The sequence below is a fragment of the Streptomyces sp. ACA25 genome (genome assembly GCF_028200735.1).
Classification (GTDB): domain Bacteria; phylum Actinomycetota; class Actinomycetes; order Streptomycetales; family Streptomycetaceae; genus Streptomyces.
This window is the reverse complement of the sequence record NZ_JAQKPV010000005.1, coordinates 62,879-84,426: the sequence shown is the minus strand read 5'-3', so window position 1 is coordinate 84,426 and position 21,548 is coordinate 62,879. Positions and strand designations below refer to the sequence as shown.

At 71.3% G+C, this 21,548-nt stretch carries 24 protein-coding genes; 14 read left to right on the top strand and 10 right to left on the bottom strand.

The annotated features are described in order from the left end of the window. Window positions 1-10: 10 nt before the first annotated feature. From PJ985_RS10300 to ygfZ, 3 genes are all read left to right on the top strand, one after another. Complete coding sequence (locus PJ985_RS10300) at window positions 11-1,087, top strand: ABC transporter substrate-binding protein (RefSeq protein WP_271683342.1); 1,077 nt, start codon at window positions 11-13, stop codon at window positions 1,085-1,087. Window positions 1,088-1,180: 93 nt separating this feature from the next. Then, window positions 1,181-1,621, top strand: a complete 441-nt coding sequence (locus PJ985_RS10295; RefSeq protein ID WP_271683341.1) for a Fur family transcriptional regulator — start codon at window positions 1,181-1,183, stop codon at window positions 1,619-1,621. 51 nt (window positions 1,622-1,672) lie between these two features. Beyond that, complete coding sequence (gene ygfZ / locus PJ985_RS10290; RefSeq protein ID WP_271683340.1) at window positions 1,673-2,644, top strand: CAF17-like 4Fe-4S cluster assembly/insertion protein YgfZ; 972 nt, start codon at window positions 1,673-1,675, stop codon at window positions 2,642-2,644. Between the two features lie 103 nt (window positions 2,645-2,747). Here ygfZ and dtd read toward each other — a convergent pair whose 3' ends face one another. After that, entirely contained in the window at window positions 2,748-3,173 is a 426-nt protein-coding gene (dtd, locus tag PJ985_RS10285) for a D-aminoacyl-tRNA deacylase (protein ID WP_271683339.1), read from the bottom strand. 153 nt (window positions 3,174-3,326) lie between these two features. Here dtd and PJ985_RS10280 point away from each other — a divergent pair, with 153 nt between their 5' ends. The 3 genes from PJ985_RS10280 (at window position 3,327) to PJ985_RS10270 (ending at window position 6,285) form a co-directional block, all read left to right on the top strand. After that, a complete protein-coding gene (locus PJ985_RS10280) occupies window positions 3,327-3,923 on the top strand; it encodes an RsiG family protein (protein WP_271683338.1) in 597 nt (198 codons plus the stop codon). Between the two features lie 51 nt (window positions 3,924-3,974). Next, window positions 3,975-4,925, top strand: a complete 951-nt coding sequence (locus tag PJ985_RS10275) for an asparaginase (RefSeq protein WP_271683337.1) — start codon at window positions 3,975-3,977, stop codon at window positions 4,923-4,925. Window positions 4,926-5,037: 112 nt separating this feature from the next. After that, a complete protein-coding gene (locus PJ985_RS10270; protein WP_271683336.1) occupies window positions 5,038-6,285 on the top strand; it encodes a GNAT family N-acetyltransferase in 1,248 nt (415 codons plus the stop codon). Window positions 6,286-6,377: 92 nt separating this feature from the next. Here PJ985_RS10270 and PJ985_RS10265 read toward each other — a convergent pair whose 3' ends face one another. Beyond that, entirely contained in the window at window positions 6,378-6,560 is a 183-nt protein-coding gene (locus PJ985_RS10265) for a hypothetical protein (protein WP_271683335.1), read from the bottom strand. Between the two features lie 155 nt (window positions 6,561-6,715). Between PJ985_RS10265 and PJ985_RS10260 the strand changes: the two genes are divergently transcribed. From PJ985_RS10260 to PJ985_RS10250, 3 genes are all read left to right on the top strand, one after another. After that, on the top strand, window positions 6,716-7,618 hold the full coding sequence (locus tag PJ985_RS10260; RefSeq protein WP_271683334.1) for a GntR family transcriptional regulator: 903 nt from the start codon (window positions 6,716-6,718) through the stop codon (window positions 7,616-7,618). Next, a complete protein-coding gene (locus PJ985_RS10255) occupies window positions 7,619-8,317 on the top strand; it encodes an HAD family hydrolase (protein ID WP_271683333.1) in 699 nt (232 codons plus the stop codon). Between the two features lie 260 nt (window positions 8,318-8,577). Then, entirely contained in the window at window positions 8,578-9,870 is a 1,293-nt protein-coding gene (locus PJ985_RS10250; protein WP_271683332.1) for an aminoglycoside phosphotransferase family protein, read from the top strand. Between the two features lie 28 nt (window positions 9,871-9,898). Here PJ985_RS10250 and PJ985_RS10245 read toward each other — a convergent pair whose 3' ends face one another. Then, window positions 9,899-10,942, bottom strand: a complete 1,044-nt coding sequence (locus PJ985_RS10245) for a polysaccharide deacetylase family protein (protein WP_271683331.1) — start codon at window positions 10,940-10,942, stop codon at window positions 9,899-9,901. 62 nt (window positions 10,943-11,004) lie between these two features. On the opposite strand from PJ985_RS10245, the gene PJ985_RS10240 reads away from it, so the two are divergent. Together PJ985_RS10240 and PJ985_RS10235 are read left to right on the top strand one after the other, a co-directional pair. Beyond that, window positions 11,005-12,675: a putative glycoside hydrolase gene (locus PJ985_RS10240; RefSeq protein ID WP_271683330.1), complete on the top strand. Its 1,671-nt coding sequence runs from the start codon at window positions 11,005-11,007 to the stop codon at window positions 12,673-12,675. A 100-nt stretch (window positions 12,676-12,775) separates the two neighbouring features. Then, window positions 12,776-13,192 (top strand): ankyrin repeat domain-containing protein, encoded by a 417-nt coding sequence (locus PJ985_RS10235; RefSeq protein WP_271683329.1) that lies wholly within the window; start codon window positions 12,776-12,778, stop codon window positions 13,190-13,192. A 441-nt stretch (window positions 13,193-13,633) separates the two neighbouring features. Here PJ985_RS10235 and PJ985_RS10230 read toward each other — a convergent pair whose 3' ends face one another. Next, window positions 13,634-13,855 (bottom strand): hypothetical protein, encoded by a 222-nt coding sequence (locus PJ985_RS10230; protein WP_271683328.1) that lies wholly within the window; start codon window positions 13,853-13,855, stop codon window positions 13,634-13,636. Window positions 13,856-14,111: 256 nt separating this feature from the next. On the opposite strand from PJ985_RS10230, the gene PJ985_RS10225 reads away from it, so the two are divergent. Next, window positions 14,112-14,780: a lytic polysaccharide monooxygenase auxiliary activity family 9 protein gene (locus PJ985_RS10225; protein ID WP_271683327.1), complete on the top strand. Its 669-nt coding sequence runs from the start codon at window positions 14,112-14,114 to the stop codon at window positions 14,778-14,780. Between the two features lie 100 nt (window positions 14,781-14,880). Here the strand turns inward: PJ985_RS10225 and PJ985_RS10220 are convergent, their stop codons facing one another. The 4 genes from PJ985_RS10220 to PJ985_RS10205 form a co-directional block, all read right to left on the bottom strand. Then, the gene (locus tag PJ985_RS10220; protein WP_271683326.1) at window positions 14,881-15,165 is read right to left on the bottom strand and encodes a DUF1540 domain-containing protein; all 285 of its coding nucleotides are present in this window, start codon (window positions 15,163-15,165) and stop codon (window positions 14,881-14,883) included. Between the two features lie 234 nt (window positions 15,166-15,399). Further along, window positions 15,400-17,805, bottom strand: a complete 2,406-nt coding sequence (locus PJ985_RS10215) for an excinuclease ABC subunit UvrA (protein WP_271683325.1) — start codon at window positions 17,803-17,805, stop codon at window positions 15,400-15,402. A gap of 182 nt (window positions 17,806-17,987) precedes the next feature. Further along, window positions 17,988-18,404: a VOC family protein gene (locus PJ985_RS10210; protein WP_271683324.1), complete on the bottom strand. Its 417-nt coding sequence runs from the start codon at window positions 18,402-18,404 to the stop codon at window positions 17,988-17,990. Window positions 18,405-18,414: 10 nt separating this feature from the next. Continuing rightward, window positions 18,415-18,852, bottom strand: coding sequence for a helix-turn-helix domain-containing protein (locus PJ985_RS10205; protein WP_271683323.1), 438 nt, complete (start codon window positions 18,850-18,852; stop codon window positions 18,415-18,417). Window positions 18,853-18,926: 74 nt separating this feature from the next. On the opposite strand from PJ985_RS10205, the gene PJ985_RS10200 reads away from it, so the two are divergent. Then, window positions 18,927-19,220, top strand: a complete 294-nt coding sequence (locus tag PJ985_RS10200) for an ArsR/SmtB family transcription factor (RefSeq protein ID WP_271683322.1) — start codon at window positions 18,927-18,929, stop codon at window positions 19,218-19,220. Further along, on the top strand, window positions 19,217-19,603 hold the full coding sequence (locus PJ985_RS10195; RefSeq protein ID WP_271683321.1) for a VOC family protein: 387 nt from the start codon (window positions 19,217-19,219) through the stop codon (window positions 19,601-19,603). Before PJ985_RS10200 ends, PJ985_RS10195 begins: the two co-directional genes overlap by 4 nt. On the opposite strand, the gene PJ985_RS10190 is transcribed toward PJ985_RS10195, so the two are convergent. Together PJ985_RS10190 and PJ985_RS10185 are read right to left on the bottom strand one after the other, a co-directional pair. Continuing rightward, window positions 19,542-20,522, bottom strand: a complete 981-nt coding sequence (locus tag PJ985_RS10190) for an RNA polymerase sigma-70 factor (RefSeq protein ID WP_271683320.1) — start codon at window positions 20,520-20,522, stop codon at window positions 19,542-19,544. The genes PJ985_RS10195 and PJ985_RS10190 overlap by 62 nt on opposite strands. Further along, complete coding sequence (locus PJ985_RS10185) at window positions 20,519-21,451, bottom strand: NAD-dependent epimerase/dehydratase family protein (RefSeq protein ID WP_271683319.1); 933 nt, start codon at window positions 21,449-21,451, stop codon at window positions 20,519-20,521. Before PJ985_RS10185 ends, PJ985_RS10190 begins: the two co-directional genes overlap by 4 nt. Window positions 21,452-21,548: the final 97 nt, after the last annotated feature.

Genomic DNA, 21,548 nt, shown 5'->3' with positions numbered 1-21,548 from the left:
AAGGAGCCCCATGCGCACCCGCACACCCCGGACCCGATCCGGCCGGGCCGCCCCCCGCCACGGCCGGCCGGCGGTCCGCCCCGGGACGGCCCTGGCACTCGCTCTCGCGCTCACCGCCACGGCCGCCACCGGCTGCGGCGCCGAGATCGCGGCGGAAGAGACGGCCGGCCCCGGCCCGTCCGGTCACTACCCGGTGACCGTCGAGAACTGCGGCGAGGAGCTGACGTTCGACCGCGCCCCCGAGCGGGTGCTCACCAACGACGCCGGCATCACCGAGATCATGTTCGCCCTCGGACTCACCGACCACATGGTGGGATACGCCGTGCTGCCCGACGACCGGGCGAGCAGCACCGACGTGCCCTGGGGCGACGGCTACGAGAAGACGGAATGGCTGGCGAAGGACCGGATCAGCAAGGAGCTCATCCTGGACGCCGGAGCGGACCTGGTGTTCGCGGGCTGGAACTACGGCTTCGGCGAGACCACCGGGGTCACCCCGGACGCGCTGCGGGAGCTCGGCATCGGCTCCTGGGTGCTGACCGAGTCCTGCCGCACCGGCGAGGGGTCGGCACGCGGGGTGATGCCGCCGCTGGAGGCCCTCTACACCGACCTGGCCGCCCTCGGCACGGTCTTCGACGTCGAGGACCGTGCCGCCGAGCTGATCGCGGAGTTCCGGCAGGAGGTCGAGGAGGCCCAGGCCCTGGCGCCCAGCGGTTCCGACCGGCCACGGGTCTTCCTCTACGACGACGGCCGGGACAAGCCGCTGACCTCGGGCCGCTACGCCGGCCCGCACGACATCATCACCAGGGCGGGCGGTGACCATGTGATGGCGGACCTGGCGGACTCCTGGGTCACCGTCGGCTGGGAGACCGTCGTGGAGCGCGACCCGGAGGTCATCGTGATCAACGACTACGGCGCCACGACAGCCGCCCAGAAGGAGAAGTTCCTGAAGTCCTACGGCCCGCTGTCGGAGGTCTCGGCGATCAAGCACGACCGTGTTTTCGTGCTCAATTACGTCGACCTGGTCGAAAGTCCACGGAACCCGGCAGCCGTCACGGCACTGGCCGCATACCTGCGCGACCTGCGCTGACGGCCCCACGGAGCCGCGCGCGGGAGCCCGCGGCCGGGTGGTCCTCCGCCGCCGCGCCGCGCCGGAAGCGTCACCGCGCCTACACTGTCAGGCGTGGTGAGCACCGACTGGCAGGCCGACCTGCGCAAGCGCGGCTACCGGCTGACCCCGCAACGGCAGCTGGTGCTGGAGGCTGTCGACAGACTCGAGCACTCCACGCCCGACGACATCCTCGCGGAGGTGCGCCGTACCGCGGGCGGGGTCAACATCTCCACCGTGTACCGGACCCTGGAGCTGCTGGAGGAGCTGGGCCTGGTTTCGCACGCCCACCTGGGCCACGGCGCCCCCACGTACCACCTCGCGGAGCGGCACCAGCACATGCATCTGATGTGCCGGGACTGCGAGACCGTGGTGGAGGCGGAGATGGAGCTGGCGGCCCCGTTCACCCAGCGGCTGCGCGAGGAGTTCGGCTTCGAGACCGACATGAAGCACTTCGCGATCTTCGGCCGGTGCGCGCGGTGCACGGCCACCCTGAAGCAGGAGGCCGGGTCCTGACCGGCCGGGGCGCCCGAAGGCTCCAGGCCCGGCGCGTCGTACGCTGACGGTATGCCCTACGCCAGCCCGCTCCTCGCCCTGCCCGCCGCCGTGGAGGCGGACGCTCCCGACGCGGGAGTGGCCGCGCACTACGGTGATCTGTTCCGCGAACAGCGCTCCCTCGCCCGCGGTGAGGGCTTCGTGGACCTCTCGCACCGCGATGTGCTGTCCGTCTCCGGCGAGGACCGGCTGGCCTGGCTGCACCTGCTGCTCACCCAGCACGTGGCGGAGCTGCCGGCCGGACACGCCACCGAGGCGCTGGTCCTCTCCGCGAAGGGTCACATCGAGCACGCCGTCCATCTGGTGGACGACGGCGCGACGACCTGGATGCACACCGAGCCGGGGGCGGCGGAAGCGCTGATCGGCTACCTGGAGGGCATGAAGTTCTTCTACCGCGTGGAGGTCGCCGACCGCACCGCGGACTTCGCGGTGGTGTATCTCCCGGCAGGCTCCATCGCGGAGCTCGAGCCGGACACCACGGTCCTGCAGACCCCGCACGGCCGGGACGTGTTCCTGCCCCGGGCCCGGCTGGAGTCCTTCGCGGCGCAGCACGGCCCGGCGGTCGGGGTGCTGGCCCACGAGGCCCTGCGGGTGGAAGGTCACCGCCCACGGCTGGGCCGCGAGACGGATCACCGCACCATCCCGCACGAGCTGGGCTGGATCGGCTCGGCCGTGCACCTGGAGAAGGGCTGCTACCGGGGCCAGGAAACCGTGGCGCGCGTCCACAACCTGGGGAAGCCGCCGCGCCGGCTGGTCTTCCTGCACCTGGACGGCAGCGAGGTGAAGATCCCCGAGCACGGCGACCCGGTCCGGCTGTCCTCCGACGGGCCCGAGGGCCGGCAGCTGGGCTTCGTCACCACCGCGGCCCGCCATTACGAGCTGGGTCCCATCGCCCTCGCGCTGGTGAAGCGGAACGTGCCCCTGGATGTCGAGCTGCTCGCGGGCGACACCCTGGCCGCGCAGGAAGCCGTCGTCGAACCCTGATCCGAGCGGGGGGGGCGTCACCTCTCCGGAGGGGGCACCTCCGGAGGGGCCGCGTCCGCACCGGGCGTCACGGCTCCACCGGGGGCCGGAGCTCCACCGGGGGTCACATCTCCAGCAGGACGGTGAAGGGGCCGTCGTTCGTCAGCGTCACCCGCATCTTCGCGCCGAACCGTCCCGTCTCCACCCGGGCCCCCAGCTTCCGGAGCTGGGCGCACACCTCGGTCACCAGCGGCTCGGCCACCTCGCCGGGCGCGGCGGCGTTCCAGGTCGGCCGGCGGCCCTTCCGGGCGTCACCGTAGAGGGTGAACTGCGACACCACGAGGAGCGGGGCACCGATGTCCGAGCAGGACTTCTCGCCGTCCAGGACGCGCAGCGTCCACAGCTTGCGGGCGAGCCGGGCCGCCGTCTCCGGGCCGTCCCCGTGGGTCGCGCCGACCAGCACGCACAACCCCTCACCGGTGAACTCCCCCACCGTCTCGCCGTCCACCACCACGGAGGCGCCGTCCACCCGCTGCACCACTGCTCGCATGCCGACCATCATGCCGCAGGCCCGCACCGGCGCGGAGCTTGCCCGGATGGGTGCGCCAACACGCTGCGCCCGGGGGGTACACAGTGACACGATGCGTGCCAGGGGGTACGTACCGTGCCACCACGCCGAAAAGGTACGAGGGGACACAACCCAATGATCACACCGGGTCCCGGGCGACAGCCCGCCGCTGTGCCGACCGCTCGTGCGCAGGAGCCGGCCGGCCGGCCGCCGCGCCGGCGCCGCAGTGCGCGCAGCACCCTCCGGGACACCGTCCGGCCCGACCTCCGCGGGCTGGGTCTGCCGGAGCTGCGCGAGCTGCGGCGGACGGCACAGCGCGAGGAGTCCGACCTCAGCTATGTGCGCAGGCTGCTGCAGGGCCGCATCGACATCCTCGAGGCCGAGCGCCGGCGGCGGTCCGTACCGGATTCCTCGGTGGTGGACCAGCTGCCGCAGATCCTGGCCGACAGTCCGTCGCCGCAGCGCTCCTCGGCCCGGCATGTGACGCTGGGCACTCCGGTCAGCGAGGAGTACCGGCGGCTGGCCGAGGAGATGCTGTCCGAGGTGGAGCTGTCGGACCTCACCGCGCGGACGGACGACGAGCTGCTCGCCGCGCTCGGCCGTCTCCAGCGGTACGAGGCCCAGGTCTCCGGGCGACGGCAGGTCCTGCACGGCACGGTGGACGGGTGCAGTGCGGAGATCACCCGCAGGTACCGTGAGGGCGAAGCGCAGGTCGACGACCTGCTCTCCTGACGGGCCCGGCCCGTCAGCGCCCCCGCCGACGATCGCCCCGGAAGGCCGACGATGTCCTCCCAGATACCCCCTGTCCTCGCCGAGGTTGTGCGTTCCGGCTTCGTCGAGGGCCACCACCGCGGTGCGCTCGTGCTGCTGAACCCCGACGGTTCCGTGGACCGCGCGCTGGGTGAGGTCACGTCCCCGGTCTACCCCCGCTCCAGCAGCAAGCCGATGCAGGCGGCCGCGGTGCTGCGTTCCGGTCTCGAACTGTCCGGGGCGCGGCTGGCGCTGGCCGCCGCCAGTCACGCGGGGGAGGGCTTCCACCAGGAGCTGGTGGCCACCATGCTCGCCGAGCACGGGCTGACCGAGGACCGGCTGGGCTGTCCGGAGGACCTGCCGGTGGACCAGGAGGCGAGGGAGGCACAGCTGGTCTCGGGCCGGGGCCGCACCCGGATCGCCATGAACTGCTCCGGCAAGCACACCTCGATGCTGGCGGCCTGTGCCGCCCGCGGCTGGCCCCTGGACTCCTACCTCGACCCGCGGCACCCGCTGCAACTGCTGATCCGGGAGTCGGTCGAGTCGGCTACCGGGGAGCCCGTGGCGCACACCGGAACGGACGGCTGCGGCGCCCCGCTGCTGGCCTACTCCCTGACCGGCCTGGCCCGCGCGTTCCGTACCTTCGTGCTGGCCGCCGAGGGGACCCCGGAGCGCCGGGTGGCGGACGCGATGCGGGCGCACCCGGAGTACGTGGCGGGCACCCGCCTGGAGGACACCTGGCTGATGCGGGCCGTGCCCGGCGCCCTGTCGAAGGCGGGTGCGGAGGGCGTCCAGGCGGTCGCGCTGGCGGACGGCCGGGCCCTGGCATTCAAGATCGATGACGGGAACGCCCGGGCCCGCGGCCCGGTGCTGGCCGCCGCGCTGCGCGGGGCCGGCGTCGAGTCGGAGGTGCTGAGCCGGATCGCGCACGCCCCGCTGCTGGGCGGCGGCCGTCCGGTCGGCGAGGTCCGGGCGGTCTTCTGATGCCTGTGCCGGTCAGGGCCCGCCGGGCGTGAGCCCTGACCGGCACGGTACCGGTGGCGGCCCGCGGAAACCCGGTGGTCCGGACCGCCCACCGCGTGACAGGGTCGAAACCATGGTTCTGGACACCCGCCCCGTCACTGACAGCCCTTCCGACTGCGCGGCCTGGTTCCGCGCCGTGCTGACCGGGTTCGCCCAGCCGCCGCTGCTCACCGAGGAGCAGCTCGACGCCCACCGCCGCCTGATGGATCTCAGCCGGACGGTGGGGGTCTTCGAGGGTGACCGGTGCGTGGCGACCTACCGCAGCTTCGACCAGCAGGTCACCACGGTCGGCGGTGCGGCGCTGGCGTCGAACGCCGTCACCGGGGTGACCGTGCTGCCCACTCACCGGCGCCGCGGGCTGCTGAGCGGGCTCATCACCGCCGATCTGGCCGCCGCCAAGGAGCGCGGTGATGTGGTGTCCACGCTGATCGCCGCGGAGTACCCGATCTACGGACGGTTCGGTTTCGGGCCGGTCACCTCACATACCTCCTGGGAGGTGACCGGTACCCGGGCCGGGGTGGACCCGCGGTGGTCCGGGCCGGAGTGCGGGGGCAGCATCTCCTTCGCCGACGGTGCGGAGGTGCGCAAGCTCGGCCCCGGGCTGCACGACCGGTTCCGGGCCGGGCAGCCCGGGGCCGTCAACCGCCGGCCGTTGTGGTGGCAGCGGCACACCGGCGAAGTCGACTTCGGCCCCGACGCGTGGAAGGAGCCGTTCCACGTGGTGTACCGGGACACCGACGGCGAGCCGCAGGGCCTGGTCACCTACCGGTCCGACGCCACCTGGACGGGCTCGATGCCGGACCAGCGCGCGACGGTGGACCGTCTGATCGCGACCACGCCGGCCGCCGAGCGTGCCCTGTGGCACTTCCTGCTGTCGGTCGACTGGGTGACGGTGATCGCCGCGAGCGGCCGTGGCCCCGACGACCTGCTGCCCCACCTGCTGCCCGATCCCCGGGCGGCGCGGGCGCGTGAGCACGCGGACTTTCTGTGGATGCGTCCGCTGGACATTCCCCGGATGCTGGAGGCCCGCGCCTACCCGGCGGCCGGAGAGCTGGTGCTGGACGTGACGGATCCGCTCGGACTCACCGCTGGCCGGTACCTCCTGGAGGTGTCGCCGCAGGGAGCGAGCTGCACGGCCACCACTCGCGGCCCCGACCTCTCGATGGACACCGGGGCTCTGAGCTCGCTCCAGTTCGGTGACCACACGCCGGCCCGGCTGGCCGCTCTCGGCCGCATCTCGGAGGAGCGCCCCGGTGCCGTGCGGCGGGCCGGGCTGCTGCTGCACACCGGGCGGCGCCCGTGGTGCCCCGACGGGTTCTGACCGGCGGGCACGGCAAGGGCCCGCCGGTCGGGGCCGGCGGGCCGTTGAGCCGGCGCGGGCCAGGAAAGCCGCGCCGTGGGAACACTGTGCCGTCAGGGGTCCAGCACCAGCATGAGGAGCACCGTGGCGCCCACGCATCCGCACGTGGCGTTGCGATGACGAATGCCGGTACGCAGCAAAAGCAGGCCGATGACCCCGGCTAGGCCGAAGCGGGTCTCCACCACACGTTCCACCACGATGGCGAGGACAGCGACGACGAGTGTGGAGGTGACCATCAGCACCCCTCCTCGGGTCGTGTCAACTAAGCGAACTACGAACAAGTTGGTGAAGTTATCCGCCAACCATGACTGAGTTATCCCCAGCTGAGTGCTGACCAGAAACGCCCGAACGGCAACTATCGGTAACTGGCTTGAAGTTGTAAGGTGACCGGGTGCCTCAGGAGACCTCTCAGGAGCCCACTCCGGAAGGCGGCGAACCCGCGTCGCCGCCCGAACACCACCCCCCCGGCCGTGTCGCCGACGAACTCCGCAGACGGATCCGGTCCGGAGAGCTGCCCCGTAACGCCCGCATCCCCACGCAGCGCGCCCTCGTCGAGGAGTTCGGCGTCAACCGCGCGACCGTCCGCCAGGCGCTCGCGACCCTGGAGCGGGAGGGCTACCTGGCGTCCCGGGGGCGCGGCGCCCCGGCCACCGTCGCCGGGCGGCGCGCCGACGCGCCCCGCACCGCGGACGTGGAGCTCGCGGACCGGATCGGGCTCGCCTTCCAGTCCGAGCACGTATCGATAGACGCCTTCTGTCTCACCGCGGAGACCCTCACCTCCGCACTGTCCCTCCCGATGATGTCCATCTCGGCGGGCGAGCTGGCCCCCCGGTCCATCCGCGTCCGGGTGCTGCTGCCGAGCCCGGAGGTGCACCTCGCCCTGCCCCAGCTCGTCTCCGACCCGCTGGACAAGCGGCCGCTGGAACGCCTGCAGCAGCTCACCCGTACCTTCTCGGCCTCGCTCCGGCACCAGCTGATCTCCCTCGCGGAACGCCGGCTCGTCCCCGAGGTGACGGTGGACATCCGCACCGTCGGCTCCACCCCGCTGCAGAAGATGTACCTGCTGAACGGCACCGAGGTGCTGCTCGGCTACTACCAGGTGGTCTCCCGCACCGTGGAGTACGAGCAGGAACAGATGGAGATCTACGACGTTCTCGGGCTGAGTTCCAAGATCTTCCGCTCCTCCTCCGACAAGGACAGCCGGGACGAGCAGGAGACGGCATTCGTTCAGGAGTCACTGCTGTGGTTCGAGTCCCTCTGGTCAACGATTGCCCAACCCGTCACACTGGGTTAAATGAGGGAACTCCTCGGTAACGCTGACTGTGTCCTCTTCGACTTCGACGGCCCGATCTGCAGCCTGTTCGCCGCACGTCCGGCCGCCTCGATCGCCCAGCGGCTCCGTGCCCTGGCCGAGGAACTGAGCCACCCCCCCGGGCTCCTGCTCACCGCTGAACTGCGCGCCACCGACGACCCGCACGCCGTGCTGCGGGGCGTTGCCCGGAGCAGACCCGACCCAGCCGTCGTCCGGCGCCTGGAGCAAGCACTCACCCATGAGGAGGTGTACGCGGCCGGCAACGCCCGGCCCACCCCGCACGCCGCAGCACTGGTTCGCGCGCTTGCCGAGCGGGGCAGAAAACTCGCCATCGTCACCAACAACTCCCCGCTCGCCGTTGCCGGCTACCTGAGCAAGCACCGGATGGCCGACCACTTCGCCGGTCACCTCCACGGCCGGACCGCGGACGTGGCTCTCCTCAAGCCCCACCCCGACGTGCTGTACCGGGCCCTGGACTCCACCCGCACGCCCCCCGGACGCGCGCTCGTCATCGGTGACACCCCCTCGGACCTGGTCGCGGCCAGGGCAGCGGGGGCCGCCTTCATCGGCTACGCCCCGGACGAAGCGGCCGGGCGGCTGCTCAGCGCGGCGGGCGCCCCCCACCTCACCCACTCCCTCGACGACGTACTGAGAGAACTGAGCGCTTCCTCCGTCGGGTGATCGGTGCCGCCGACCGTCGGCAACCCGATCCTCGCGGGCGTACCGTGCTGCTAGTGCCGCGTCCGCCAGGGTTCGCCTCTCGCGCAAACCCTGGCTGACGCGGCACTGGGCGGTATCCGGGTGGTCTTGCCGAGCCCGGACACCGCCTGGGTCCTGTCCCCGGAAGCCACACCGAGCCGCGACAGCACCACCCGCCGCGAACCGGAGTGCGGCACTGAAGGCAGGGCCCGGCCCACTCACGCCGCCGTTCGGAGCCACGGATGATGAGCCTTCAGCCGACGACACCACGGTCACCCGCATACACCCCGACACCCGCGCCGCCCGCGTCCCCCCTGCTCCTGGGGGCCACCGAGGAACGGCTCGCGGGATACCACCGCGACTGGGAGGTGATCCGCCCCGAGGGCAGCCTGGCAGAGCTGGGCCGTCTCAAGGTCGGCGGGTCCCGCCCCGGCATCCACCACTTCGATCCCCGGTGCTTCACTGCCGAGGAGGACCTCCTCGTCGAACTCGCGCGCAGGGAAGTGCCCCGGGTCCCGGCCGTTTACCGGCTCGGGGACACGACCATCCCCGTGCACAGCTACATCGAGGGCAACCCCCTCGCCCTGCGGCGCCCCCCGGGCAGCCGCCTGTCCCGACGACACCTGCACCAACTGCTCGGCCTGTTCGGCCGGCTCGCCGCCATCAGGCCCTCCGACCTGGCGCTGCTGCACCACTGCCCGCCCTCCCGGCGGGCCCGGCACAGCGGCGAGTTCCTGCGCGCCCTGGTCCGCTTCACGCGGGAGCAGGTCTACCACCCGCACCTTCCGGCCATGCACACCCTCTTCGCCGCGCTGGGAATCGGACCGCAGGTACTGGCCGAGACCGGCCCGCTGGCCCGGGCAGCCGACCAGCTCACGCACCGCCCGTTCTGCCTCCTCCACGGTGACCTGCACCGTGACAACCTCATCGTCGCGGCGGAGGACGGCGCGCTGTGGACCATCGACTGGGAGCTGGCGCTGCTCGGTGACCCGCTCTACGACCTGGCGACCCACCTGCACCTGATGGGCTATCCCCCCGCCCAGCAGCTGACCCTCCCCGGCCGCTGGAGCCGCGTCGTGGAGGAAGTCCTGCCCGGCGCCTCGGCGGGCCTGCTCCGGGACCTCCCCGTCTACCTCCAGTACAAGCGCGTCCAGTCCGTCTTCACGGACGTCATCCGGCACGGCCTCCTCATCCGCGAAGTCCCGGCAGCCCAGGTACCGGAGCAGCTCGCCCGGGCCTCGGTAGCGGTCTCCGCCGCCCTGCGCCGGGCAGCCGGCATCATGCGGCTGGAATCCGTGCCGGAGCAGGGGCGCATCGAGGCGGCCTACGCCCAGCTGCGCGCCACCGGACCGCGAGAACCGCTCCCCGACCGGCTGCCGGAGCAGGGAAGCGGGCCGGCACCCCTGCTGTCCCGGTCGCTGCCCGGTGGCGCCCGGACCGCACTGCCGGGACGGCCCGCACCTGCCGGGCACGCAGTCACCCGGTCCGCAGGTCCTCCGGCGGCCTGGCCGTCGGCGCCGCCGGAAGACGGATGACGCCGGACCCGGAGCCGCAGCTCCGGCCCTACCCGGCCGGGTAGGGCCGGGCCCGGTCCCGGTGGGCGGGCGCCAGCAGGCCGGCGTCCTGCTCCGGGTAGGAGACGGTCTCCGGGTCCCCGTCGGACGTGTAGCGGGTGACGGTGCCGTCCGCGAGCCGGTCGAGCCAGCTGGCGGAGCCGAACTCGGCGTCCTGGTCGTCCGCCCCGGCCGAGCGGATCCTCGGGATCGCCGCCGCGTCGAAGCTGTCGGCGAAGGGGGAGGGCGCCGGGTTCGCGCCCACCAGGTAGACCCCTGCGTGCTCGTAGCTCACCCCGTCATCACTTCCGGAGACCGCCAGCCCGGCCGGCTCGGGCATGATGCCGAACGGCAGCGCCAGCGAGACCACCTCCGCGCCGGGCACGTGCTTCTGGATGGCGCGCTGGTTGGCGGCGAGCTCCCGCTGGGTCTCCGCCTCGGAACTGCGGGCGAGATTCGCGTGGCCCAGGGTGTGGTTGCCGATCTCGAAGCCGTTGGCAGCCAGCCAGCCGAGTGCCTCCGCCGCCCCGGTTCCGGAGAACGGGTCATCGTTCACGAAGAACGTCGCCGTCGGACGGAAGCGGGGGTGCTCCGCGGCGACGTCCAGCAGGATGCCCACGGCGCTCTCCGGGGTGGGCTCGCCGTCGGGTCCCAGGGCGAGCTGGCTGTTCGTGGAGTCGTCGAAGGTGAGCACCACCGGATGGGTGCCCGCCGGAATGTCGATCATTCCGCGGCTGTAGTCCCCCGCCGTGACGGGTACGTAGTTCTCGCCGGCGAGCCGCTCGAGCTCGGCGCGGAACTCTTCCGGCGTACGGTCGTAGACGCTGCTCGGGTCGTCGATGAGCTGGTGATACATCAGCACCGGGACCGCACCGAGCTCGTTGGCGCCCACCCTCGCCGGGTCCGGAGCCTGCGGCTCGTCCCCTTCCGGGGACTCACCCGAACGGCCCGCCGTTCCGGAGGACGCCTCCTCGGCGGCCCTCCGGTCGGCCCCGTCCGCGGGTGCGCTTCCGGAGCCGGAGCAGGAGACTGCCAACAGGGCAAGAGCTGCCAAACAGGACAGAGATCCAGAGAAACGACGACAGTGCACACAAGCTCCTTGAAGGGAAAACGCCAATGCGGTTCGGCCGGATAACCTCGGATTCCTCAGACTCGGGTGACGCTCCGGGCCCCCCGGTCGTCACCGGCTCCTCCGACTCCTCCGACTCCTCGTCAAGCGGGTTCCCCCGCCCGCTGCTCATCACGCTCGTCGCCGGGGTCGTCGGCCTGGCGACTCTGGCAGCCGTCCTGGCGGCTCGCCCGTTCGCTCCCGACACGGAGATACGTGGGCTGCCGGACAGCGGGACGTTCAACGCCGAGACGGTGTCCACCGTAGATCTCTCCGTGCACGGAACCCGGCTGGACGGGGCCGAGATCACCCTGAACGGTGAACCGGTGGAGACCCGGACGGCCGGTGACGGTCTCGCTCTCGACCTGCCGGAGCTGTCCGACGGCAGATACGAACTCAGGATCACGCACGGCGGGTCGAACCCGTTCACGTCACGGAACGTGGAGAAGGCGTTCGAGGTGCACACCTCCCCGCCCGGGCTCAGCGTGGATCCGGCCGAGGCCGCCGGTCCGACGGGCTCGGTCACCATCACGGGCACCGCCCCGGGAGCCGCGGAGTTGTCCGTGGCCGGCCAGGCAGCGCCGCTCGGCCCGGACGGCTCCTTCCAGGTGCCGGTCGCCGACCCCGGCATGCGGGTGGAGGTCGCGGCGACCGACGAGGCGGGGAACACCGCCACCGAGAGCATCGACATCGCCGTGCGGCGGCCTCTGATGCGCGCCGCACACCTGAGCGCCATCGGCTGGACCTCCGACGGGCTGCGCGAGCCGATCCTGGAGCTGGTGCGGGAGGGAAAGCTCACCGCGGTGCAGCTCGACATCAAGGACGAGTCCGGGGAGATCGGATACGACTCCCAGGTCCCACTGGCCCGGGAGATCGGCGCGGTCAAGGGACACTACGACGCGCGCCAGGCCATCAAGGAGATCCAGGAGGCCGGCGGCGAGGTCATCGGACGGATCGTCGCCTTCCGGGACCCGGTGCTGGCCAAGGCGTCCTGGGAGAGCGGTGACCGGGACCGGGTGGCCCAGACGAGCGACGGGCAGCCGTACGGCGGCAGCACGAACTACGGGGCGCTGTCCTTCACCAACTTCGCCCACCCCGAAGTGCGGCAGTACCACATCGATCTGGCGGCCGAGGCCGCCGAGCTGGGCTTCGACGACATCCTCTACGACTACATCCGCCGGCCCGACGGCAAGCTCAGCGCCCAGGTCTTCCCGGGCCTCGGCGACCGCACCCCGGAGGAGTCGATCGTCGACTTCACCGCGGACACCCGCGCGGTGGTCCGCGAGCACGGCGCCTTCCTCGGGGTCTCCGTCTACGGCATCGCGGCCACCCGGCCGACCGAGATCGGCCAGGACATCCCAGGGCTCGCCGAGCACGCCGACTACATCGCGCCGATGATCTACCCCTCGCACTGGGCTGCCGGGGAGTACGGGGTCTCCTCCCCCAACACCCAGCCCTACGACATCACCCACCGGTCGCTGGCCGACTTCGCCAAGATCACCGAGGGCACCCACGTCGAGATCGTGCCCTGGCTGCAGGACTTCTCCATGGGCGTGTCGTACGGGGCGAAGGAGGTCTCCGAGCAGATCAGGGGCGCCGCCGACAACGGGATGGAATCCTTCCTGCTCTGGAACGCCGGAGCCCGTTACCACGGGGAGGCGCTGCCGTCCATCGAGTGAGGGCTGATGGCAGGGAACGGGCCGGTCTGAGAACCTGCGGTCGGAGAACCGACACCCAATCAGCGGCTGCAGGTGATCGCAGCCCCGAGAAGGAGTACTCATGACCGGCCCGGCTCCCGAGAGCAACGAGCCCGCCCACGACCCGGAGGTACTGCAGCTCGCGGCGAAGATCTTCGAATTGGCCAGACATGGGGACACCGACACGGTGGCCGCCTATGTGGACGCGGGGGTGCCCCCGAACCTCAGCAACGACAAGGGCGACACCCTGATCATGCTGGCCGCGTACCACGGACACGCCGACACGGTCCGGGTCCTGCTGGCCCGGGGCGCCGATCCCGGGCGGCTCAACGACCGCGGGCAGACGCCACTCGCCGGAGCGGTGTTCAAGGGCGAGACCGAAGTGGTCCGGGCGCTGCTGGAAGGCGGCGCAGACCCCGCCGAGGGGCAGCCCTCCGCCATCGACACAGCACGGATGTTCGAGAAGGCGGACTTGCTGGAGCTGTTCGAGGCACAGTGACCGCGGCTCTTCACCGGGCGCCGCTGACCACCGGACCTGCCGCCTTCGCGGTGGTCACCCGGCGGCAGCGGCGCGCGCCGCGTGCTGCCCGGCCCGGGCCGGGCAGACCGGCCTCACACCGAGGGGACAAAGGGCGTACGGCTGCCCCGGGGTGCGGGCTCGGCATCCGCGAAGACCGAGGCCTCGGCCATGGCTCCGTCGAAGTCGGGAGCCTGGAAGGGCGTGATCGTAGGAGCGCACGCTCCGGCCCGGGACGGCAGAAGCGCCTGCTCGGGAGCGGAGAACAACGAGGAACTGGCGATGGGGACGACTCTCTTTCGGAAAGGGGGAGCGGAACGGCGCACGGTGACGGTGACGGGATCCGGCGAGGAGGATGCGGAAACCACCCGGAAGCGGTCGTCCGATACCCCCCGGCCCGGCGTCACGGTCGACACCACGGCTCTAGAGATGGGTCATCTTGGTGTACGGGCTGACGATCCGGCGCTGCACCGACCCGAAGTCGACAAGCACCGCGATCCCCTCCTCGACGCCGATGACCCGGCCGAGGCCGTGCTCGTCGTGGGTGACCCGCTCTCCCACGGCGAACTGCTCGATCGGGGGTGTCACGGGGGCTTTGAAGGGACTGTTAGGCAGGTAGCGCCGGTTTACGGCTGGCCTTTTCATTGTCTCCAGTATGCGCCCCCGGAGCACCGTTTCTCCTCCGGGTGCGCGAGTGCCCGGTCCGGCGCCCGTCGGCGGGTCTCCCGCGGCACGGCACAAGGGCCCCGTGCCCGTCGGCCCACCATGGGGGTGCCCGAAGCCCGGGCACGTAAGGGAGCGCGCCCTATGTTTCTGCGTTGTGTCGTCGGGTAGAGTGTCCCCGAAACATGGGAGCGCTCCCAACCCGGAAACCCCACAGCCGGAAGACGGAGATCGCGCAATGCATTGTCATGATCAGGTAAAGAACTCGAACTGGACACTTCGCGCTGTAGCTCTGGTGTCCGCAGTGCTGCTCGGTTTGATCCCCTGGACCGACACCGCCGCCGCCCACGGGTCCATCGTCGATCCGGCCGCCCGCAACTACGGCTGCTTCGACCGGTGGGGCAGCGACCACTTGAACCCGAACATGGCCCAGCAGGACCCCATGTGCTGGCAGGCATGGCAGGACAACCCCAACGCCATGTGGAACTGGAACGGGCTGTACCGGGAGAACGTCCGCGGCAACCACCAGGGCGCCATTCCGAACGGTCAGCTGTGCAGTGCGGGCCGGACCGAGGGCGGTCGCTACAACTCCATGGACACGGTCGGTCCGTGGCAGACCACCAGCGTCGGCAGCAACTTCTCCCTGCGCCTGTACGACCAGGCCAGCCACGGTGCCGACTATTTCCAGATCTACGTCACGCGGCAGGGCTTCAACCCCCACACCCAGCCGCTGACCTGGAACGACCTTGAGCTGGTACGCACGACCGGCCGCTACGCGCCGACCCAGAACATCACGGTCGACGTGAACGCCCCCGGCCGCAGCGGCAACCACATCGTGTACACGATCTGGCAGGCCTCGCACATGGACCAGTCGTACTACATGTGCAGCGATGTGAACTTCCGCTGAGATCCCGGCACTGAGCAACACCGCCGACCTCGCACAGGGGAGCCCCCGCCGGATGCACCACGCGTCCGGCGGGGGCTTCCCCGTGCGCCGGCCGGCTTCCTCAGGCCGACGCGTAGGTCAGGCAGTCGGCCCCCTGGGACTGAACGCCCACGCTGATACCCGGAGCACGGCACTCGAGCTGGACATTGTGCAGGCAGCCGGACATCTTGCAGGCGCCCACTCTCCCGACGGCGGTCGGATCACCACCCTTGGGGGCCCCGCTGACGAAGGTGTCGCAGTGGGGGTGCCGCGCGTCGCCGACCGTGATGGCCAGAGCGTGGCAGGAAAGCTCTCTGTTGTACGCGCAGGCTTCCGCGGCGCATTCGCGCACGACGGGCATCTCCATGGAGAAGTCCTTCCGGGGTCCGTGAGGCTCGGCAAGAGCGAGGGGCGGGTGACCCGTCACATCGTCGCCCCGTGGCGCGAGTCCTCCGGCGTGCCACGGCCGACGCCCGCCCCGCTTCAGGCCAACGGCCCATCCGCCGTCCCCGTCCGCCGCTCCGGCCCACGAGCGCACCCCCGGCCCGTCGTCGCCGCACCCGCCCCCGCCCCCGCCCTGCGGTGGCCGCACGGGCCTCGGTCAGGTGGCCACGTACGCCGCCAGGTGCTCGCCGGTGAGGGTGGAGCGGGCGGCGACCAGGTCGGCGGGGGTGCCCTCGAACACGACCCGGCCACCGTCGTGGCCGGCACCGGGGCCGAGGTCGATGATCCAGTCGGCGTGCGCCATGACCGCCTGATGATGCTCGATGACGATGACCGACCTCCCGGAGTCGACGAGCCGGTCGAGCAGGCCGAGCAGCTGCTCGACGTCGGCGAGGTGGAGACCGGTGGTCGGCTCGTCGAGGACGAGGACGCCGCCCTTCGCGGCCATCTGCGTGGCCAGCTTGAGCCGCTGCCGCTCACCGCCCGACAGCGTGGTGAGCGGCTGGCCGAGACTGAGGTAACCGAGCCCGACGTCGGCGAGCCGGTCGAGGACGGCCCGCGCGGCCGGCGTGCGCGCCTCGCCCGCGCCGAAGAACTCCCGGGCATCGGTCACCGACATCGCGAGCACCTCGCTGATGTCCAGGCCGCCGAGGTGGTGGTCCAGCACCGACGCCTGGAACCGCTTGCCCTCGCACTCCTCGCAGGTCGTGGTGACGCCGGCCATCATCGCCAGGTCGGTGTAGAGGACGCCGGCGCCGTTGCAGGCGGGGCAGGCTCCCTCGGAGTTGGCGCTGAACAGCGCCGGCTTCACACCGTTGGCCTTCGCGAACGCCTTGCGGATCGGGTCGAGCAGTTTCGTGTACGTCGCCGGGTTGCTCCGCCGCGAGCCGCGGATCGCGCTCTGGTCGATCGACACCACGCCCGCGCCGGAGCCCGCCGGGCCGTCGACCAGCGAACCGTGGATGAGCGAGCTCTTCCCGGAGCCGGCGACGCCGGTGACGACGGCGAGCACCCCGAGCGGAAGGTCCACATCGACGTCCCGCAGATTGTGCGCCGTCGCGTGACGGATCTCCAGCACGCCGGCGGGCGTCCGCACCGTCGGCTTGAGGGCGGCCCGGTCGTCGAAGTGGCGGCCGGTGAGAGTACCGGCCGCCCGCAGCCCCTCGACGGTGCCCTCGAAGCACACGGTGCCGCCCTTCGCACCGGCGCCGGGGCCGAGGTCGACGACGTGATCGGCGATCGCGATCGTCTCCGGCTTGTGCTCCACGACGAGCACCGTGTTGCCCTTGTCCCGCAGCCGCAGCAGCAGGTGGTTCATCCGCTGGATGTCATGGGGGTGCAGCCCGATGGTGGGCTCGTCGAAGACATAGGTGACGTCGGTCAGTGCCGACCCGAGGTGGCGGATCATCTTGACGCGCTGCGCCTCGCCACCCGACAGCGTGCCCGACGGCCGGTCGAGCGACAGGTAGCCCAGCCCGATCTCCACGAACGAGTCGAGAGTCCCCTGCAGTGTCGTGAGCAGTGGCGCCACCGACGGCTCGTCGAGGCGGCCGGCCCAGGCGGCCAGATCACTGATCTGCATCGCGCACGCGTCAGCGATGTTGATCTTCCCGATCCGTGACGACCGGGCCGCCGCGCTGAGCCGGCTGCCGCCGCATTCGGGACACGCGGTGAAGGTGACCGCCCGGTCCACGAACTCGCGGATGTGTGGCTGCAGAGCCTCCCGGTCCTTGGACAGAAACGACTTGCGGACCTTGGGAATGAGCCCTTCATAGGTGAGGTTCACGCCCTCGACCTTCACCTTGGTCGGTTCCCGGTGGAGGAAGTCGTGCATCTCCTTCTTGCTGAACGTGCGGATCGGCTTGTCCGGGTCGAGGAAGCCCGACTCGGCGTAGGTGCGCACGGTCCACCAGCTGTCCGACTTCCACCCGGGGATCGTGAACGCGCCCTCGGCGATCGACTTGGAGTCGTCGTAGAGCTGGCTGAGGTCGATGTCGGTGACCGTGCCCCGGCCTTCGCAGCGCGGACACATGCCGCCGGTGCGGGTGTAGGTCTGCTTCACGGTCTTTTCCGCACCGCGTTCGACCGTGATCGCGCCGCTCGCCCGGACCGAGGGAACGTTGAAGGCGAACGCCCCGGGCGGGCCGATGTGCGGCTGCCCGAGCCGGCTGAAGAGGATGCGCAGCATCGCGTGCGCGTCGGTGGCGGTGCCGACCGTGGAACGGGGGTCGGCGCCCATCCGCTCCTGGTCGACGACGATCGCGGTCGTCAGCCCGTCGAGCACGTCGACCTCGGGCCGCGCCGACGCCGGCATGAAGCCCTGCACGAAGGCGCTGTAGGTCTCGTTGATCATCCGCTGCGACTCCGCGGCAATCGTGCTGAACACCAGAGAGCTCTTGCCCGAGCCGGAGACACCGGTGAACACCGTCAGCCGGCGCTTCGGAATCTCGACGCTGATGTCCTGGAGGTTGTTCTCGCGCGCGCCGTGCACGCGGATCATCTCGTGGCTGTCGGCGACGTGCGGCACCGGCGACCGCGGGTCCGTCCTCGTTGTTCTGCCCATCGTGTCTCCCTCGGTGGGGTGCGAGCCGCCCTCGCGGCCCCCTTCAGCGTTGACCGGCTCGCCCTCGCCGGTTCCGGGCACGGTCTCCGGCCCGCACGGGCCCGCTGTCCCGCCACGGACCGACACCGTCGCCGGTGCGGTGGCGCGCCGGCCGGTGCCGTGGGACCGGCCGGCGCCTTGGGTCACGTGCCGGAGCGCTGCGCGAAGCGCAGCAGGTTCCCCGCGGGGTCGCGGAAGGCGCAGTCGCGAACCCCGTACGGCATGTCGGTCGGCTCCTGCAGCACCTCGGCGCCGGAAGCCTGGATGCGCTCGAACGTGGCGTCGCAGTCGTCGGTCGAGAAGATCACGCCGCGCAGCATGCCCTTGGCCAGCAGCTCCGCCATGGCCTGCTTGTCGGCCGGTGAGGCATTCGGGTCGCCGGTGGGCGGTTCCAGCACGATCTCCACGTCGGGCTGCGACGGCGAGCCGAGGGTCACCCAGCGCAGCCCTTCGAACCTGACATCGTTGCGCACCTCGAGACCGAGTGCGTCCCGGTAGAAGCCGAGCGCCCTGTCGTGGTCGTCGACGGCGATGAAGCATTGCGAAAGTCTGATGTCCATGGGGCTCACGCTACGGACGCGCCACGCGCTTCGCTTCTTCGTTCCTGACCGGTTTCGCGGTCCGTACCGGTCGCGTGTAGATCATCGCGACGCAGGCCGGGATTCCCGCGACCTCCTCGTGCCGGCGCGCCCGGTACGCGCTCGGGCTCTCGCCCACCAGCTCGGTGAACCGCGAACTGAACGACCCCAGCGACGTGCACCCGATGGCGAAGCAGACCTCCGTCACCGACAGCTCGCCGCACCGCAGCAGGGCCTTGGCCCGCTCGATCCGGCGCGTCATCAGGTAGCTGTGGGGCGTCTCCCCGTATGCCTCGCGGAAGCTGCGGGAAAAGTGGCCCGCCGACATGAGGGCGACGCGCGCCAGCGCCGGAACGTCCAGTGGCTCGGCGTAGTCACGGTCCATCAGGTCGCGGGCCCGGCGGAGCCGGACCAGGTCCTCCAGGTGCACCGGACCAGCATCCCACGGCCGTCGTGCGGTACAGCGCTTGATAGGCAAGCCAATACTTGCCTATGGTGGTGGTCATGGCGGAGGACGTTTTCAAGGCGCTGGCCGACCCCACTCGTCGGCGCATCCTCGACGAGCTGGTGGAGCGGGACGGCCAGACCCTGTTCGAGATATGCGCACGGCTGGTGACCAAGCACGGTCTGGGGCTTTCTCGTCAGGCGGTCAGCCAGCATCTGGCCGTCCTCGAATCCGCAGGTCTGGTCCGCTCCCGGCGCCAGGGCCGCTACAAGTTCCATGACGTGAACACCGAACCTCTTGAGCGCATCGCGACCCGATGGCTCAGACCCGACGCACCGGAGAGCAGCCCATGAAGATTCACCTGTCCAGCGTCTTCGTCGATGACCAGGACAAGGCGCTGAGCTTCTACGCCGACGTGCTCGGTTTCGTGCAGAAACACGACGTCCCGCTGGGCGAGGACCGCTGGCTGACCGTGGTCTCGCCGGAAGACCCGGACGGTACCGAACTCCTGCTTGAGCCCTCCGGTCACCCCGCGGTGCAGCCCTACCGGACGGCGCTGCTCCAGGACGGCATCCCGGCCGCCTCTTTCGCCGTGGACGACGTGGAAGCGGAGTTCACCCGGCTGCGCGAGCGCGGGGTGCGTTTCACCCAGGAGCCGCTGCGGATGGGTACGGTCACCACCGCGGTGCTGGACGACACCTGCGGCAACCTGATCCAGATCGTGCACAGCACGTAACGGCCGGCCGGCGAGCCTGCTGCGCCTCCCGCTTGAGCGCCCAGCCGTCCGCGACCGGACCCACGTGTCCGAGCTTGTCGGGGTTGGCCACCGAACGGATCGTCTGGATCCGCCCGTCGGACATGTCGAGCGTCAGGACATTGAGCACCCTGCCGTGCCGGTCGCGGAGGATCGCGCCCGGCCGGCCGTTCACCTCGTGCGGCTCCATCTCCACCCCGACCCGGCCGAGCAGCGGAAAGTTCGCGGCCAGCACCCGGGCCACCTTCTCGGCACCGGTGAGGGTCATGGGCAGCTGCGGGGCCTTGCCGCCGCCGTCCCCCACCAGCTGAATGTCGGCGGCGAGCAGCTCCCGCAGGCCTCCGACATCGCCTTCCCGGAGCGCGTCGAAGAACCGCGCCGCCAGCTTCTCCCGCTCCCTGCGGTCCGCCTCGAAGCGGGGGCGGCCCGCGTCCATGTGGCGTCGCGCCCGCACCGCGAGCTGGCGGCACGCCGCCTCCGACCTCCCGACGGCCGACGCGACCTCGGGGAAGCCGAACCCGAACACCTCGCGCAGCACGAAGACCGCCCGCTCGAGCGGGCTGAGCCGCTCGAGCAGCAGCAGGGCCGCCATCGACACCGAGTCGGCCAGCTCCGCCGAGCGCGCGGGATCCTCGTAGGGGTCGGTGAGCAGTGGTTCGGGGAGCCACTGCCCGACGTACCTCTCCCGCCGGAGACGGGCCGAGCGCAGCACGTCGATCGAGATCCGGGTGACCGCGGCCGAGAGGAAGGCCTTGGCCGAGGTGGGCTGTGTCCGGGAGGCCTCGTGGCGCAGCCAGGTTTCCTGGACCGCGTCCTCGGCCTCACTCACACTGCCGAGGATCCGGTACGCGAGGGAGAACAGCAGCGGTCGCAGCTCCTCGAACTCCTCGGTCCGGGTCACGCCGTCACGTCCTGGAAGCCCTGCCGCCAGGTGGGGTGGCGCAGCTCCCAGCCGAGCTCCCGCCTGGCCTTGGCATTGGAGAAGCCGTGCGCCTCGGTCATCATCGTCACCACCAGCTCCCCGGCCAGCATCCGCGCCACCCACGTGGGGACCCGCAGCGGCCGCTTCGCCCCCACGCAGGCAGCCAGCCAGGGCAGCCACTCGCGGACCGGAGCGGGCTCGTCGTCGACGATGTTGAACACCCCCTGGGCCTTCTGCTCCACCGCCAGGACGGTGGCGCTCGCCGCGTCGTCGACATGCACCCATGACGTCCAGCCGGTGCCGCCGCCGACGAGGGGGAGCTGCCGCTTGCGCACAAACTCGATCTGCTCATCGGTGGCGCCCGGCCCGTAGAACGCGCCGTAGCGCAGGGCCGCGCCACCGGCCTTGACGAGCACGTCCTCGAGGTGGCTGATCGCCTCCGCCGCCGGGCGGAACCTGCCCACACCCCGGGGCAGCGGGTCCTCCTCGGTCTTCACTCGTCCCCCCTCCTCCCGGCGGCCGTTCCAGAGGGCGACGCTCTGCCCGACGACGTGGGACACGCCGGTTGCCTCGGCGGCGGCCAGCAGATGGTCCGTGCCTTCGGAGCGCAGCCGATTGGTGGGGGCGAAGTACCGGTCGAAGTGCCGTATGCCGGGCTTTCCGGCGTGTGCCGCGGAAATCGCGGTCATCTGGTGCACGAGGGTGTCCGGCCGGGCAGCCGCCACCGCCTCACCGACCGACGCCGCGTCCAGCCCGTCCATCACGACCCCGTCCGCGCCCATCCGCGCCAGCAGTTCCAGCTTGGCCGCGCTCGTCGTCGTCGCTGTCACCTGATGGCCACGGGCCACCAGCTGCGGCACCAGCCGCCGTCCGATGACCCCGGTCCCGCCTGCCACGAACACCCGCATGCCCCTCACCCTTCCGGAATCCGCCTTTTCGGTCTCCAGGACCTGAGACGAGACAGCCCGGCCGTTTGTGACATGCGGGGGTGACGCCGCTCGCCGA